Raw genomic sequence first — 12,347 nt, 5'->3', positions numbered from 1 at the left:
AGATCGTCATCCCCCAAGATTTCAATTCCTAGGACCGCTGCCTGAGACAGTCGGCAATTGATCTAGCAGGCAAAGAGGTCGTTGAAAAGTACGAACCCCATAAATCCCATCACAAGAAGGAATCCGATGCGGTAGAAAATCTCCTGCGCTCCCGGTGACACCGGGCTCCCCTTGATTGCTTCCACAGCGTAGAAAACCAGGTGCCCGCCATCCAGCGGCGGCAGGGGAAACAGGTTCAAAAGCCCGATCCCGATGGAGAGCATAGCCGTCAATTGTATCAACCAGTCGAAGCCGGCACTTGCCGCCTTGCTCGCCATATTGGCGATTTTGACCGGTCCACCCAGTTGGCACTTATCCTCTCGGCCAAAAGCGAAACGTGTGAAAAACTCACCCGTACGGCTGATGATGAAGCCGGTCTCCATCACCGCCTGCCCCACTGATTCGAGCGGGCCGTATTCAATACGGCGGAAATTGCCGACCGCTTCCGTGGTTTCCACGCCAATCGCGCCGAGCTTCACCTTGTTGCCGAGCGGATCTACGCGCTCGACCGTCGCGGGCGTTGCCTTGAGATCAACCATCTTGCCGCCGCGCTCAACGGTGAAGTCGAGCGTATCGCCTGCCCGGCCCGAAACGATGCGCTGCACATCGGCAAAAGTGGTGATCTTCTCTCCCTCGACGCTGATAAAGCGATCACCGGGTTCGAAACCCGCTGCGGCTGCGGGGCTGTTAGGCTGTACGCCAGCAATCAGCGGATCAGCGATCTGGCGTCCGTAGAGTGCAAAGAAAACGCTGAAAATGACAATCGTCAGAATAATATTGAAGGCAGGACCGGCGAAAACCGTTGCCGCACGCTTCCACACTGGTTGCGTATGAAACGCACGCTTGCGGTCTTCTTCGCTCAGCGCATTGTTATCCACACCGACAGGCGAACTGGTTTCGCTTTCATCGCCGATGAACTTCACATAGCCGCCAAGCGGAATCGCAGAAAGCTTCCAGCGCGTGCCACGACGATCCGTAAAGCCGAGCAGTTCCGGCCCGAAGCCGATTGAAAAGGCCTGTGCACCGATGCCGCACCATCGTGCGACAAGATAATGCCCCATCTCATGCACGAAAACGACGACTGTAAGAACGAAAAGGAACGGTACGATTGTCCCGACAAGCAGGCTTTCACCGCCGAAGAAAAAGGCCAGAGCCTCCTGCAAATCACTACTCCTTACAAATCACCCGTTGATCGACTGCGCCCTCAACCGGCGCGTCGATCCTCGTACTCTACGAATCGTTGGCCGCTTAGAAACTGAAGAAGATTGCAGATGGCACATCCGGCTCTGCAATCACGGCACCAAAGAGGTATAGAAGTGCAGCGGCGGCGACAAGCCCGTCGACGCGATCAAGCACCCCGCCATGACCCGGCAGAAGACGCCCCGAATCTTTCGCACCGAACTGACGCTTCACCCAGGATTCGGCCAGATCGCCGATTTGGGAAACGATGGAAAGCAACAAAGCCAGAAGCGGGACAATCAGGCTGCCCGGTGTTGCCACCAGTGAAGCGACCAGAATGCCGCCTGCAACAGCCGCCGCAGCACCGCCAATGGCGCCAGACCACGTCTTGTTAGGGGAAAAACGCGGCGCCAGCTTCGGGCCGCCCAAGGCGCGGCCATTGAAATAGGCCGCAATGTCCGTGGACCACACGACGGCGAACAGAAAGACGATGGCCGTGAAGCCAAAAGGCTCGTCACCACGCAGCAGCGACAGCGATATTGCCGAAAACCCGGCATAGAAAAGCCCGGCTGCGGGCCAGGCCCGACCGGTTTTCCACTGGGTGGCAAGAAGAATCAGTGTTCCAAGTAGAAGCGTACCGATGGTCAGCAGGGCACTGCGATCCAGAATCAAAAGAACGCTCGTCAGAACCAGCCAAGCCCAACCGAACATCCGGGAAAACGAGCTTTGACGCGGAGCACTCAGTGCTGTCCATTCGTAGAACATCGCCAGACCGATAGCGATTGCGAAAAGCGTGAAACCCAACCCGCCTAGCCAGGTCAGCCATAAGGCCGCTGCGCCGAGTACGATGGCGGTGAGAATACGGGTTTGCAGATTGGACATTGAGACCTTTCGGCTTGCGCTGCGTCAGGGCATGCGATGCGATGGAACACGGCAACAGAGAAGCATGGCAGCAAAACGATCAGTCATGACATCTATTGCCCGATAGCCCGGCTGCCCTCTTCACAATCTTCGAGGCTGGTTTCAAGATTGCTCCGCGCCTCGACACCACCAAAGCGACGTTCGCGCTGGCGGAACACTTCATAGGCAGCATCAAGATCCGCGGGACGGAAATCCGGCCAGTGCCCCGGCGTAAACAGGAATTCCGCATAGGCAGCCTGCCAAAGCAGAAAATTCGACAGGCGCATCTCACCGCTGGTACGGATGATAAGGTCCGGGTCGGGCATGGAAGCCGTATCGAGATTGGCTGAGATCAGCTCGGCGGAAATCGACGACGGATCCAGAAGACCGGCAGCGACATCGCGCGCCAGGCTCTTGACTGCGCGGACGATCTCGTCGCGTGAACCGTAATTGAAGGCAATCACCAGATTGAGGCCGGTGTTGCGGCGGGTCAGGGCTTCCGCCTCGGTAAGAAGACCACGAATATCGTCGGTCAGCCCTTCCCGCTCACCAATAATGCTGACCTTCACATTATTCCGATGAAGGTCGGCAAGGTCGCGGCGAATGAACAGCTTGAGCAGACCGAGCAGGTCATTGACCTCACCGCTCGGCCGCGACCAGTTTTCGGAAGAAAACGCAAAAAGCGTGAGATAGCCAAGACCGCGGTCACCTGCCGCCCGCACCGTTTCGCGCAAAGCCTCAACGCCAGCACGATGCCCGGCGCTGCGTGGCAGGCCACGCGCCTTCGCCCAACGGCCATTGCCATCCATAATAATGGCGATGTGGCGCGGATCGGACATTCCTGGCTCTCCCTATACGATAATCACACAGGTCCTAGACCTGCATGATTTCGCCTTCCTTGACGGCAACGACCTTATCCATTTCAGCAATGGTGTCGTCGGTCAGCTTCTGCACTTTTTCGGACAGAACGCGGCTGTCATCCTGACTGATGTCGCCGTCCTTCTCCAGCTTTTTCAGCGTGTCCATGCCATCGCGGCGCACGTGACGTGCGGCGATACGGCCCTGCTCGGCATATTGATGCGCGATCTTGACCAGTTCCTTACGGCGCTGTTCGTTCAGCTCCGGAAGCGGAATACGCAGCGTCATGCCGTCGGTAATCGGGTTGAGGCCCAGACCGGAATCACGGATAGCGCGTTCGACAGCGCCAACCATGCTTTTGTCCCAGACGGAAACCGAAAGCATGCGCGATTCAGGAACAGTGATATTGGCAACCTGATTGATCGGCATCGTCGCGCCATAGGCTTCGATGGTGATCGGCTCAAGCAGGCTTGCGGAAGCACGACCGGTGCGAAGACCGTTCAGATCGTGCTTCAAAGAATTGACTGCGCCTTCCATGCGGCGTTTCAGGTCGTTGATGTCAAAAGCATCACTCATGCATATTCTCCTTCGATACGCAGCAAGACATGTGAACGATCATCGTTGATCAATTGTCGGAAACGATCGTGCAACGTCCCTTGCCTTGCAGAATTTCGGCCAAGCCGCCGTTTTCATGGATGGAATAGACTATTATCGGAATGTTGTTCTCGCGCGCAAGGGCGACGGCAGCCGTATCCATGACAGCCAGGCCGCGATCGAGAACTTCCTTGTGGGTGAGTGTGTCGAAACGTGTCGCGGTCGGGTCCTTTTTCGGATCAGCCGAATAGATGCCGTCAACCTGCGTGCCCTTCAACAGCGCATCTGCTTCGATTTCCGCCGCGCGCAACGCAGCAGCAGAGTCGGTCGTGAAGAACGGATTACCGGTACCGCCCGCGAAAATCACCACTTTGCCCTCGTCCATATAGGCCGTAGCCTGACGCTGCGAGAAGCTCTCGCAGATTTCAGGCATTGCTATGGCGGAGAGAACAACGGCATCGACGCCGATCTTGTGCAGCGAGGTGCGCAGCGCCAGTGAATTGATCACTGTCGCCAACATGCCCATATGGTCGCCGGTCACGCGGTCGCCGCCCTTGGAAGCCACCGCTACGCCGCGAAAAATATTTCCGCCGCCGATCACCACGCCGACTTCGATGCCCAGCAGGCGCGCCTGCTTGATATCGTTAGCGATCCGGTCTGCAACGGATACATCAATGCCGAAACCCTGACTGCCCATCAATGCCTCGCCCGAGGCTTTCAAAAGGACACGCTTGTAGGCGGGCTTGCCGGACATGGAATGCTCTCCGCTGATCGAAATAAAGTGATTGTGTTGGGTTCCGATACACGAAGGGCACCGCGTTGTCACGCGATGCCCTTCATAATCAAAAGCCTTTTCAGGCTAAAGCCTGTTCTGAAAGCAGAAAGTCGCTTTCAGAGGAAGAAAGAGCTGATTAGCCCTTGGCAGCAGCAGCGACTTCAGCAGCGAAATCGCTTTCTTCCTTTTCGATGCCTTCGCCGAGAGCGACGCGGGCAAAGCCGACGATCTTAGCCGGTGCGCCAATGGTCTTTTCAGCTTCCTTGAGGGCAGCTGCAACCGTCAGGTCCGGATTGATGACGAAAGCCTGCGAAAGAAGAACAACTTCTTCGTAGAACTTGCGCATACGGCCTTCGATCATCTTTTCGATGATGTTGTCCGGCTTGCCGGATTCACGAGCCTGCTCGATGAAGATCGACTTTTCGCGTTCAGCGGCAGCCGGATCAACGTCTTCAGCGGTCAGCGCGAGCGGGTTGATAGCGGCAACGTGCATGGCAACCTGACGGCCGAATGCGTTTGCAGCTTCTGCATCGCCAGCGGTTTCGATAGCAACCAGAACGCCGAGCTTGCCGAGACCGTCAGCAACGCCGTTGTGGATGTAGGTTGCAACGGTACCCTGCGAAACGCTGAGGGCAGCCGAACGACGGAAGCTGATGTTTTCGCCGATGGTTGCAACTGCGTCCTTGGCAGTTTCGGTGACGGACTTGCCGTCGACATTGGCGTTGGCCACAGCTTCGGTCGAACCGTCGGTTGCCAGAGCAGCCTGGGCGATCTTGCGAACCAGATCCTGGAAAGCGTCGTTGCGGGCAACGAAGTCGGTTTCGGAGTTGACTTCAACGACAACAGCCTTGTTGCCGGAAGATGCAACGCCAACCAGACCTTCAGCAGCCGTACGGCCAGCCTTCTTGTCGGCCTTTGCAATGCCCTTGGCGCGCAGCCAATCGACAGCGGCTTCGATGTCGCCATTGGTTTCTGCAAGAGCTGCCTTGCAGTCCATCATGCCAGCGCCGGTCAGTTCGCGGAGTTCTTTAACCTGAGATGCGGAAATGCTCATTGTGTCGCCTTTCACGAAAGCGAAGGCACACCGAATGGGTGTGCCAACTTTGAACCGGCGCCATTTTGACGTAGCGTGTTTTGCCCGAAAATCGTTAAACGTGCTTCGGAATCACGCATCTGCGCCGGAATGAAACGAGATTATCCATCCGCCTCTATCAGAGATATGACGGATGGATGAAATCATGCGCTGATTAAGCGCCTTCAGCCGGAGCTTCGAGAGCTGGCTCAACCGGAGCTTCAGCCTGCGCACCGATGTCGATGCCCATTGCGCCCTGCTGGCGAGCAATACCGTCGAGAGCAGCGCGTGCAATCAAATCGCAATAGAGCGAGATAGCGCGTGCGGCGTCGTCGTTGCCCGGGATCGGGTAGTCGATCTGGTCCGGATCGCAGTTCGAATCGATCACGGCAACAACCGGAATGCCAAGACGCTTGGCTTCCTGGATAGCAATTGCTTCCTTGTTGGTGTCGATGATGAAGATCAGGTCAGGAACCGAACCCATATCCTTGATGCCGCCGAGTGCGCGGTCAAGCTTTTCACGCTCACGCTGAAGGTTCAGAAGTTCCTTCTTGGTGAAGCCCTGGCCTTCGCCGGCCAGAAGTTCGTCGAGCTTGCGCAGACGCTGGATCGAGTTGGAGATCGTCTTCCAGTTGGTCATCATGCCGCCGAGCCAGCGGGCGTTGACGTAGTACTGAGCCGAACGGTTTGCTGCATCGGCGATGATGTCCGAAGCCTGACGCTTCGTGCCGACGAACAGAACGCGACCGCCGCGAGCAACGGTGTCCGAAACGATCTTCAGCGCGTTGTGCAGCAGAGGAACGGTCTGGGACAGGTCCATGATGTGGATGTTGTTACGAGCGCCATAGATGAAAGGCGCCATCTTCGGGTTCCAGCGGTGGGTCTGGTGGCCGAAGTGAACACCAGCTTCCAGAAGCTGGCGCATGCTGAAATCAGGCAATGCCATCTTTATTTTCCTTTTCCGGTTTAACCTCCACGGGCTGAGGCGATTGCTCGCCACCGGAGGTTCTTGCCGGATTTCTCCCGACAAAAGCCCAATCCCGTGTGTGGAATAGGCGCGCTGTTAACCGATCGCGCCATGAATTGCAAGTCGTTTGGCCAATATACCTCAATCCGTCCGCAGGGTGAAAGCGTTTCAGCGCCCGCGCCCGATTACAGGCTTATATAAGCATCCGAAGGCAGAAATTCTACGGAAAAGAAACGCCGAGTAAAGACATCAGCAATGCAAAGAATATCTTTTTCATATAAAACCCAAAAAGAATAATAAAAAAGGCTACAATGCTGAGCATTGTAGCCTCAATATAAATATATGTCAATTTACATTTATTATTTGCAGCTGGCCTTCTGATCAGCTTTGTCGAATACATCGAGTTTTACAAGCTTGCCGCGCATGGCAAAGTCACCATAGTCCATAGTGAGATCGCGCGTGATACCATTGCGGTAAAGCTTGAAGTTGATGCGGTAGATTGGCAGTCCGTCCTGCTTTTCCTTGTCATCGAAATAGGCAATCGTCACAGGCCAGACCGGATCCTTGGAAAATTTGCCCATGAACTTGGTTTCGTCATCGGCTGGATTCTGCCCTTTGCCGACGACTACCGTGGTGGCGACCACGCGGTCGGCATCTTCAGACGCATCGAAAAGTGATGTCTGATAGAACTTCGCGCCTGCTTCCGCCTTGCCGATCAGCTCTTCCATATGCTGGGTCGGAAACTGCGTTGCACGCAGATCGATCTTGTTTTCCTTGGGCTTCGAAAGCTCTACAACTGTCTTGCCGCCTTCAAGCTTGGCATCGCCGCGCACTTCCTTGACAAGATCCTTGTCAACGAAGGTCTTGTTGACGAAACGAAAGCTTTTGCCGTCATTACCTTCAAACGTTGTCGTCTGCTGATCGGTCACGCGCTGCGGTTGTTCTTCCATGTCGATCCGGGTCACGAAACGGAAGTTGGTCGTATAGCCTTCGCAGGCTGAGCCGTTGAACTCGTAAACCATGCGCCCGGTCAGGCCGCTGATTCCGGACTTTTCGTCGGCGCGGTCCAGCGTCAGATCGTAAACGGCGCGGTGTGGCACCAGCGTTACCGTCGAAGCCGCTTGGGCTACGCTCGCAAGTCCAGCCCACAAACAGGCAGCGGTTCCACTTGCAGCTACAGCAACCTTAAAACCCGGCTTCAAAAAACGCATACATGAATCTCCCGATGAGTTGACAAGCATGATAAAAAAACTCGTGGCGGAAGCGAGGCAAAAAACGCACCCTTCCCAAAAGCTTCACCGATTCTGCCTATAGGTTGACGGAGAAGTCCCTTTGCAAGCAAGGATTAATGCAATGACCGACACGATCGAAAGCCGCCTGAAAAATCTGGGTATATCCCTGCCGGTAGCGGCTGCACCTGCCGCAAACTATGTCCCCTTTGCTGAAACAGGCTCGCTTTTGCTCACTTCGGGCCAGTTGCCGCTGGAAAATGGCAAGCTTGTGCACACTGGTCAGGTTGGCGACAAACTGACGGTTGCCCATGGTCAGGTCGCAGCGCGCGCTTGCGCCGTGAACATTCTCGCACAGGCCAAGGCCGCACTCGGTGATCTCGAGAAGATCAAGCGGATCGTGAAGATCACCGTTTTCGTCTCGTCGACGGCCGATTTCGTTGAACAGCATCTCGTCGCCAATGGCGCGTCGGATCTGCTCGTCGCCGTTCTGGGCGATGCAGGCAAACATGCGCGCTCCGCTGTCGGCGTCGCCAGCCTGCCGCTCAACGCACCGGTTGAAGTCGAAGCGATTATCGAGGTTGCATAATGTCCTCCATCGAATGGCTCGCAAAGCGCCCAATAGCGCATCGCGGATTGCATGATCAGAACAAGACCCGTTGGGAAAACACGCTCGCTGCCTTTGAAGCTGCCGCCAAAGCTGGCTTTGCGATCGAATGCGACGTGCATCTGACGAAAGACGGCGGTGTGGTCGTTTTCCATGACGACGACCTGCAACGCCTTGCTGGTCGCGAGGGCCGCATTAGCGACCTTACGCTGGCGGAAGCAACCGCGCTTCATGTCGGCGGCACCGAGGAGCAAGTTCCGACGCTTCGGCAAATGCTTGATCTGGTCGATGGCCGTGTTCCACTGGTGATCGAGCTGAAAGGCATCGAAGGTCGTGACGATGGGCTGGTCGCAGCCGTTGCGCGTGAACTCGCCGGATACAAGGGCGAAGCCGCCATCATGTCGTTCGACCATCACCTGATCCGCCGCTTTGCAAGCGATGCGCCGGGCATTCCGGGCGGATTGACTGCGGAAGGCACGCGCATACAGGATTTCGAAGCGCATTTCTCCATGCTCGCGCATGGCATTTCCTTCGTGTCCTATAATGTGCACCATCTGCCGAACCCGTTTGTCACCTTCGTGCGGGAAAAGCTGCACATGCCGGTGATCAGCTGGACCGTCCGTGACCGCGAAATGCAGAAGCACAGCGAACTCAATGTCGAGCAGATAACGTTCGAAGGGTTCGATCCCCGCGCACTGGTCGCCTGACAACAAAGGAATTGCGGTGAACGACGAAGATCCGCACAGTGAAGAAAGCTTTGTTCTTCGCATCGTTGAAAATATCAGCGAATTTACAGAAGACGAGTGGAGCAGTCTTGCCGGGGCTTCCCGGCAGGATGCGCACTATAATCCTTTTACCACCCGCGCTTTTCTGTCCGCGCTGGAAGAGTCGGGTTCCGTTTCTCGAAAATCGGGCTGGCTACCGCGCCATCTACGCCTCGAAAACAATCGGGGCGAATTGCTCGGCGTCGTGCCGAACTATCTCAAGGGCCACAGCCAGGGCGAATATGTGTTCGATCACGGCTGGGCTGATGCATTTGAACGCGCAGGCGGGCGTTACTACCCGAAGTTTCAAGCCGCAATCCCCTTCACGCCTGCAACCGGGCCCCGTCTGCTCAACCACATCGCCTATGACGGCGAAGCTGTGCGGCTGGCGCTGGCAGGCGGTTTACGGGAGCTGACGGATCAGGCAGGCGTATCTTCAGCCCATGTGACCTTTGCCCTGCCCGACGAAATTGCAGCGCTTGAACGCGCAGGCTTCCTCCATCGGACCGATCAGCAGTTTCATTTTATAAACAATGGCTTTGCCAATTATGATGACTTCCTGAGTGAGCTTGTTTCGCGCAAACGCAAAGCGCTCAAAAAGGAACGTCGCGAAGCGCTGTCAGACGGCATTGAAATAGAGTGGCTGACCGGAAGCGATCTGACGGAAGCAGTCTGGGACGATTTCTTTGCTTTCTATATGGATACAGGCAGCCGCAAATGGGGCCGCCCCTATCTCAACCGCAAGTTCTATTCGCTGATCGGCCAGACCATGGCCGAGGATATTCTGCTGGTCATGGCAAAGCGTGCTGGCCGCTATATCGCAGGGGCCATCAATTTCATCGGTGGCGACAGGCTGTTCGGCAGGCACTGGGGCTGTATCGAGGATCATCCCTTCCTGCATTTCGAGGTCTGCTACCATCAGGCCATCGATTTCGCCATTGAGCGCAAGCTGCGCGTGGTGGAAGCAGGCGCGCAAGGCGAACACAAGCTCGCGCGCGGCTATGTACCTGTCACCACCCATTCCGCGCATTATATCGCCAATGAAAGTTTTAGGGATGCCGTGAGTGACTATCTCGACCGGGAACGGCGCGAGGTTGAACAAATTCACGAGGCGCTGGAGGAACACACACCTTATCGCCACGAAGACTGACCCAACGAAGCTTGCCTAAATGCGCTCCATGCGGTCAGATTTGGCAAATTCCAGCATTGGAGAGAATCGCATGTCTGCCACCTATGACGACAACAACATCTTCGCAAAAATCCTGCGCGGTGAAATTCCGTCCACCCGCGTCTACGAAACCGACGATGTCGTCGCCTTCATGGATGTCATGCCGCAGGGCACCGGCCATACGCTGGTCGTGCCGAAAGCACCGTCGCGCAATCTGCTCGACGCCAAGCCCGAGACGCTGGCTGTTGTCATCGGAACGGTGCAGAAAATCGCTCAGGCTGTGAAGAAGGCCTTCAATGCCGATGGCGTCACTGTCATGCAGTTCAACGAACCGGCTTCCGGCCAAACCGTCTACCATCTGCATTTTCATGTCATTCCGCGTTTTGAAGGCGTCGCTCTCAAGCCACATACCGGTCAGATGGAAGACCCCGCCGTTCTTTCAGCAAATGCTGAGAAAATCCGCGCAGCGCTCTGATAAGACTCTTTTTAAAGCGTGAGCAACCCGGTAACCAGCAGGATTTCCGCGACCGCGATACCGACGAGCAACCGCTTGCCGGCCATCAGATAAGCGGCAAATCCTGCACCAGCGGCTCCAACCCGTAACCAGATCGGCGAATCAGCAAGAGCGCCGTTCGGATAAAGAATAAGCTGCGCAATCACGCCTGCGACCAGCGCCGTTGCAACACAGCGCACCAGTACGAGAAGCTCGGAATCCTCGCGCACCCGCCCGCCAACGATCACGCCCATGACCCGAAAGATATAGGTTGGCAGCGATCCCGCCAGAATGATGAAGACGAACGGCCACCACCAGCTGTCGAAACTGTTCCAGTTCATCGTGCCTCCTCCTTCGCCAAGCTGCGCTTCCTATGGAAGCCGAAGGCGATCAGGCCACCGACAATGCCCGTGCACAGCAAATCATATCCAGGCGCAATCTGGTGAAAGACCGGAAACAACAGCAGACCGGACGCCATCGCGACCTGTCCTGCCCGTTCGCGCGCCGACCGCCAGAGCGAGGTCAGAAAATACATCGGCGTGAGCAGGAAAAGTGCAGCAAACACAACCGGCGGAAACGAAGACGACAGCATATAGACAATCGCCACCACCAGTGCGTTGGTTCCAACCAGAACCGAGCCGATCCCGGCGAAATAGCTGGTGCGCATGTCGCGCGGGATGTTGCGCAACTCTTCCATTGCCATGACCCATGCCGTGACCGCCACGAAATGGCACAGCGCCGCCAATGTCAGCTTGCGCGTCTTCGGTCCTTTGAGTTCAGGCAGGAGCGCCACCACCATCGGCATAAGCCGCACCGACGACAGGCCGACTGCAAGCGCGGCGGCGGGTAGCGACACGCCTGCACTGATGGCGCCGATCAGCACGACCTTGGCCGGAAGCGCCCAGATGGTCAGTGTCATGAACACCGCCTGCCCGACGGAGATACCGCTTTCAATGGCAAGTCCCGCAAAGCCGACGAACGAACTCATCAGCAATATGGCAGGAATACTGAAAATGCGCCCGCAACCACGCAAGAACCAGCGCAGATGCTGGCCGCTATGCGCTGAAATCACGTCCTGTTGGGGAGATTGATCGGGAAGTTGAGTCGCTGGCATGAAGTCACGTTAGAATGCATACCGAAAAGTGTGAAATGGTTTTCGGGTAACAAGGTGCGTTAAAACAAAATTCTAACGCGATAAGCGCCACTTCAAGAAAGACCACCTTCAGACGCCTGCCGCTTTTCGAGACGAATGTAATCCGGCCCAACGGTCTTATCGTTCCCCCACCCCATGCTCCGATAGAAGCCGGCTGCTCGCGTTGACGCTCCTGTCTCAAGCCAAATCAGTGCGTGACGCTTGAACAGTTCTTGCTCTGCGATTTGCACCAACCGCTTTCCGATGCCTTTACCTTCATGGCCCGGAAGAACGAATGCCGCAAAAAGCGAACCTTCAGCGTTATCAATCATCGAAAAACCGACAATCTCATTGTCGTATAGAGCGACCCAACAGCAAAGAGACGCCAGAATCATTTCTGAGACGCTTGCTTCCGTAATCCCCATACCGGCCATTTGCTCTACAGACAGATGGTTTTCTCTTACCGAAGTTCTGACATGCGTTATGCGCGGCATATCAGACGGCGTGGCCGGTCGAATTATGAACTGCATATTCCCCCCATAAACAAAAACGGCCCCTCCGAAGAGGGGC

The 12,347-nt window shown here is 56.2% G+C and carries 15 protein-coding genes; 4 read left to right on the top strand and 11 right to left on the bottom strand.

Features of this window, described 5'->3' with window-relative positions; genetic code table 11:
- Positions 1 to 62: 62 nt before the first annotated feature.
- The 8 genes from rseP to eipB form a co-directional block, all read right to left on the bottom strand.
- The gene (gene rseP / locus FHW03_RS17880) at positions 63 to 1,202 is read right to left on the bottom strand and encodes an RIP metalloprotease RseP (RefSeq protein WP_182521838.1); all 1,140 of its coding nucleotides are present in this window, start codon (positions 1,200 to 1,202) and stop codon (positions 63 to 65) included.
- Positions 1,203 to 1,287: 85 nt separating this feature from the next.
- The gene (locus tag FHW03_RS17875) at positions 1,288 to 2,100 is read right to left on the bottom strand and encodes a phosphatidate cytidylyltransferase (RefSeq protein WP_182521837.1); all 813 of its coding nucleotides are present in this window, start codon (positions 2,098 to 2,100) and stop codon (positions 1,288 to 1,290) included.
- Positions 2,101 to 2,192: 92 nt separating this feature from the next.
- Positions 2,193 to 2,957: an isoprenyl transferase gene (locus FHW03_RS17870; protein ID WP_182521836.1), complete on the bottom strand. Its 765-nt coding sequence runs from the start codon at positions 2,955 to 2,957 to the stop codon at positions 2,193 to 2,195.
- A gap of 34 nt (positions 2,958 to 2,991) precedes the next feature.
- Positions 2,992 to 3,552 carry a ribosome recycling factor gene (gene frr, locus FHW03_RS17865; RefSeq protein WP_078340836.1) on the bottom strand — a complete coding sequence of 187 codons (561 nt, stop codon included), beginning with the start codon at positions 3,550 to 3,552 and terminating at the stop codon, positions 2,992 to 2,994.
- 49 nt (positions 3,553 to 3,601) lie between these two features.
- Positions 3,602 to 4,324 (bottom strand): UMP kinase, encoded by a 723-nt coding sequence (gene pyrH / locus FHW03_RS17860; protein WP_078340835.1) that lies wholly within the window; start codon positions 4,322 to 4,324, stop codon positions 3,602 to 3,604.
- Between the two features lie 157 nt (positions 4,325 to 4,481).
- Entirely contained in the window at positions 4,482 to 5,399 is a 918-nt protein-coding gene (gene tsf, locus FHW03_RS17855; RefSeq protein WP_182521835.1) for a translation elongation factor Ts, read from the bottom strand.
- Positions 5,400 to 5,592: 193 nt separating this feature from the next.
- A complete protein-coding gene (gene rpsB, locus FHW03_RS17850; RefSeq protein ID WP_113533587.1) occupies positions 5,593 to 6,363 on the bottom strand; it encodes a 30S ribosomal protein S2 in 771 nt (256 codons plus the stop codon).
- Positions 6,364 to 6,743: 380 nt separating this feature from the next.
- Positions 6,744 to 7,595: a cell envelope integrity protein EipB gene (gene eipB / locus FHW03_RS17845; RefSeq protein WP_182521834.1), complete on the bottom strand. Its 852-nt coding sequence runs from the start codon at positions 7,593 to 7,595 to the stop codon at positions 6,744 to 6,746.
- Positions 7,596 to 7,737: 142 nt separating this feature from the next.
- Between eipB and FHW03_RS17840 the strand changes: the two genes are divergently transcribed.
- The 4 genes from FHW03_RS17840 to FHW03_RS17825 all read left to right on the top strand — a co-directional run bounded on the left by FHW03_RS17840 (position 7,738) and on the right by FHW03_RS17825 (position 10,627).
- Positions 7,738 to 8,202, top strand: a complete 465-nt coding sequence (locus FHW03_RS17840; RefSeq protein ID WP_109369174.1) for a RidA family protein — start codon at positions 7,738 to 7,740, stop codon at positions 8,200 to 8,202.
- Positions 8,202 to 8,927: a glycerophosphodiester phosphodiesterase gene (locus FHW03_RS17835; protein ID WP_182521833.1), complete on the top strand. Its 726-nt coding sequence runs from the start codon at positions 8,202 to 8,204 to the stop codon at positions 8,925 to 8,927. Before FHW03_RS17840 ends, FHW03_RS17835 begins: the two co-directional genes overlap by 1 nt.
- A 16-nt stretch (positions 8,928 to 8,943) precedes the next feature.
- The gene (locus FHW03_RS17830; RefSeq protein WP_182521832.1) at positions 8,944 to 10,134 is read left to right on the top strand and encodes a GNAT family N-acetyltransferase; all 1,191 of its coding nucleotides are present in this window, start codon (positions 8,944 to 8,946) and stop codon (positions 10,132 to 10,134) included.
- Positions 10,135 to 10,204: 70 nt separating this feature from the next.
- Positions 10,205 to 10,627 (top strand): HIT family protein, encoded by a 423-nt coding sequence (locus FHW03_RS17825; protein ID WP_182521831.1) that lies wholly within the window; start codon positions 10,205 to 10,207, stop codon positions 10,625 to 10,627.
- An 11-nt stretch (positions 10,628 to 10,638) separates the two neighbouring features.
- Here the strand turns inward: FHW03_RS17825 and FHW03_RS17820 are convergent, their stop codons facing one another.
- From FHW03_RS17820 to FHW03_RS17810, 3 genes are all read right to left on the bottom strand, one after another.
- Positions 10,639 to 10,986, bottom strand: coding sequence for an AzlD domain-containing protein (locus FHW03_RS17820; RefSeq protein ID WP_182521830.1), 348 nt, complete (start codon positions 10,984 to 10,986; stop codon positions 10,639 to 10,641).
- Positions 10,983 to 11,759 carry an AzlC family ABC transporter permease gene (locus FHW03_RS17815; protein WP_182521829.1) on the bottom strand — a complete coding sequence of 259 codons (777 nt, stop codon included), beginning with the start codon at positions 11,757 to 11,759 and terminating at the stop codon, positions 10,983 to 10,985. Before FHW03_RS17815 ends, FHW03_RS17820 begins: the two co-directional genes overlap by 4 nt.
- Before the next feature lie 92 nt (positions 11,760 to 11,851).
- On the bottom strand, positions 11,852 to 12,307 hold the full coding sequence (locus FHW03_RS17810) for a GNAT family N-acetyltransferase (protein WP_182521828.1): 456 nt from the start codon (positions 12,305 to 12,307) through the stop codon (positions 11,852 to 11,854).
- Positions 12,308 to 12,347: the final 40 nt, after the last annotated feature.

Origin of the sequence: Ochrobactrum sp. RH2CCR150 (assembly GCA_014138095.1) — a bacterium.
Taxonomy (GTDB): domain Bacteria; phylum Pseudomonadota; class Alphaproteobacteria; order Rhizobiales; family Rhizobiaceae; genus Brucella; species Brucella gambitense.
Note: the sequence above shows the minus strand (reverse complement) of the source record. Positions and strands in the feature narration are given on the sequence as shown.

Bases quoted from the DNA above. Each gene is read 5' to 3' on its own strand.
- FHW03_RS17870 (WP_182521836.1), bottom strand. From the start codon at position 2,957: ATGTCCGATCCGCGCCACATCGCCATTATTATGGATGGCAATGGCCGT.
- FHW03_RS17820 (WP_182521830.1), bottom strand. From the start codon at position 10,986: ATGAACTGGAACAGTTTCGACAGCTGGTGGTGGCCGTTCGTCTTCATC.
- rpsB (WP_113533587.1), bottom strand. From the start codon at position 6,363: ATGGCATTGCCTGATTTCAGCATGCGCCAGCTTCTGGAAGCTGGTGTT.
- FHW03_RS17825 (WP_182521831.1), top strand. From the start codon at position 10,205: ATGTCTGCCACCTATGACGACAACAACATCTTCGCAAAAATCCTGCGC.
- FHW03_RS17835 (WP_182521833.1), top strand. From the start codon at position 8,202: ATGTCCTCCATCGAATGGCTCGCAAAGCGCCCAATAGCGCATCGCGGA.
- FHW03_RS17875 (WP_182521837.1), bottom strand. From the start codon at position 2,100: ATGTCCAATCTGCAAACCCGTATTCTCACCGCCATCGTACTCGGCGCA.
- tsf (WP_182521835.1), bottom strand. From the start codon at position 5,399: ATGAGCATTTCCGCATCTCAGGTTAAAGAACTCCGCGAACTGACCGGC.
- frr (WP_078340836.1), bottom strand. From the start codon at position 3,552: ATGAGTGATGCTTTTGACATCAACGACCTGAAACGCCGCATGGAAGGC.
- pyrH (WP_078340835.1), bottom strand. From the start codon at position 4,324: ATGTCCGGCAAGCCCGCCTACAAGCGTGTCCTTTTGAAAGCCTCGGGC.
- FHW03_RS17815 (WP_182521829.1), bottom strand. From the start codon at position 11,759: ATGCCAGCGACTCAACTTCCCGATCAATCTCCCCAACAGGACGTGATT.
- FHW03_RS17810 (WP_182521828.1), bottom strand. From the start codon at position 12,307: ATGCAGTTCATAATTCGACCGGCCACGCCGTCTGATATGCCGCGCATA.
- FHW03_RS17840 (WP_109369174.1), top strand. From the start codon at position 7,738: ATGACCGACACGATCGAAAGCCGCCTGAAAAATCTGGGTATATCCCTG.
- eipB (WP_182521834.1), bottom strand. From the start codon at position 7,595: ATGCGTTTTTTGAAGCCGGGTTTTAAGGTTGCTGTAGCTGCAAGTGGA.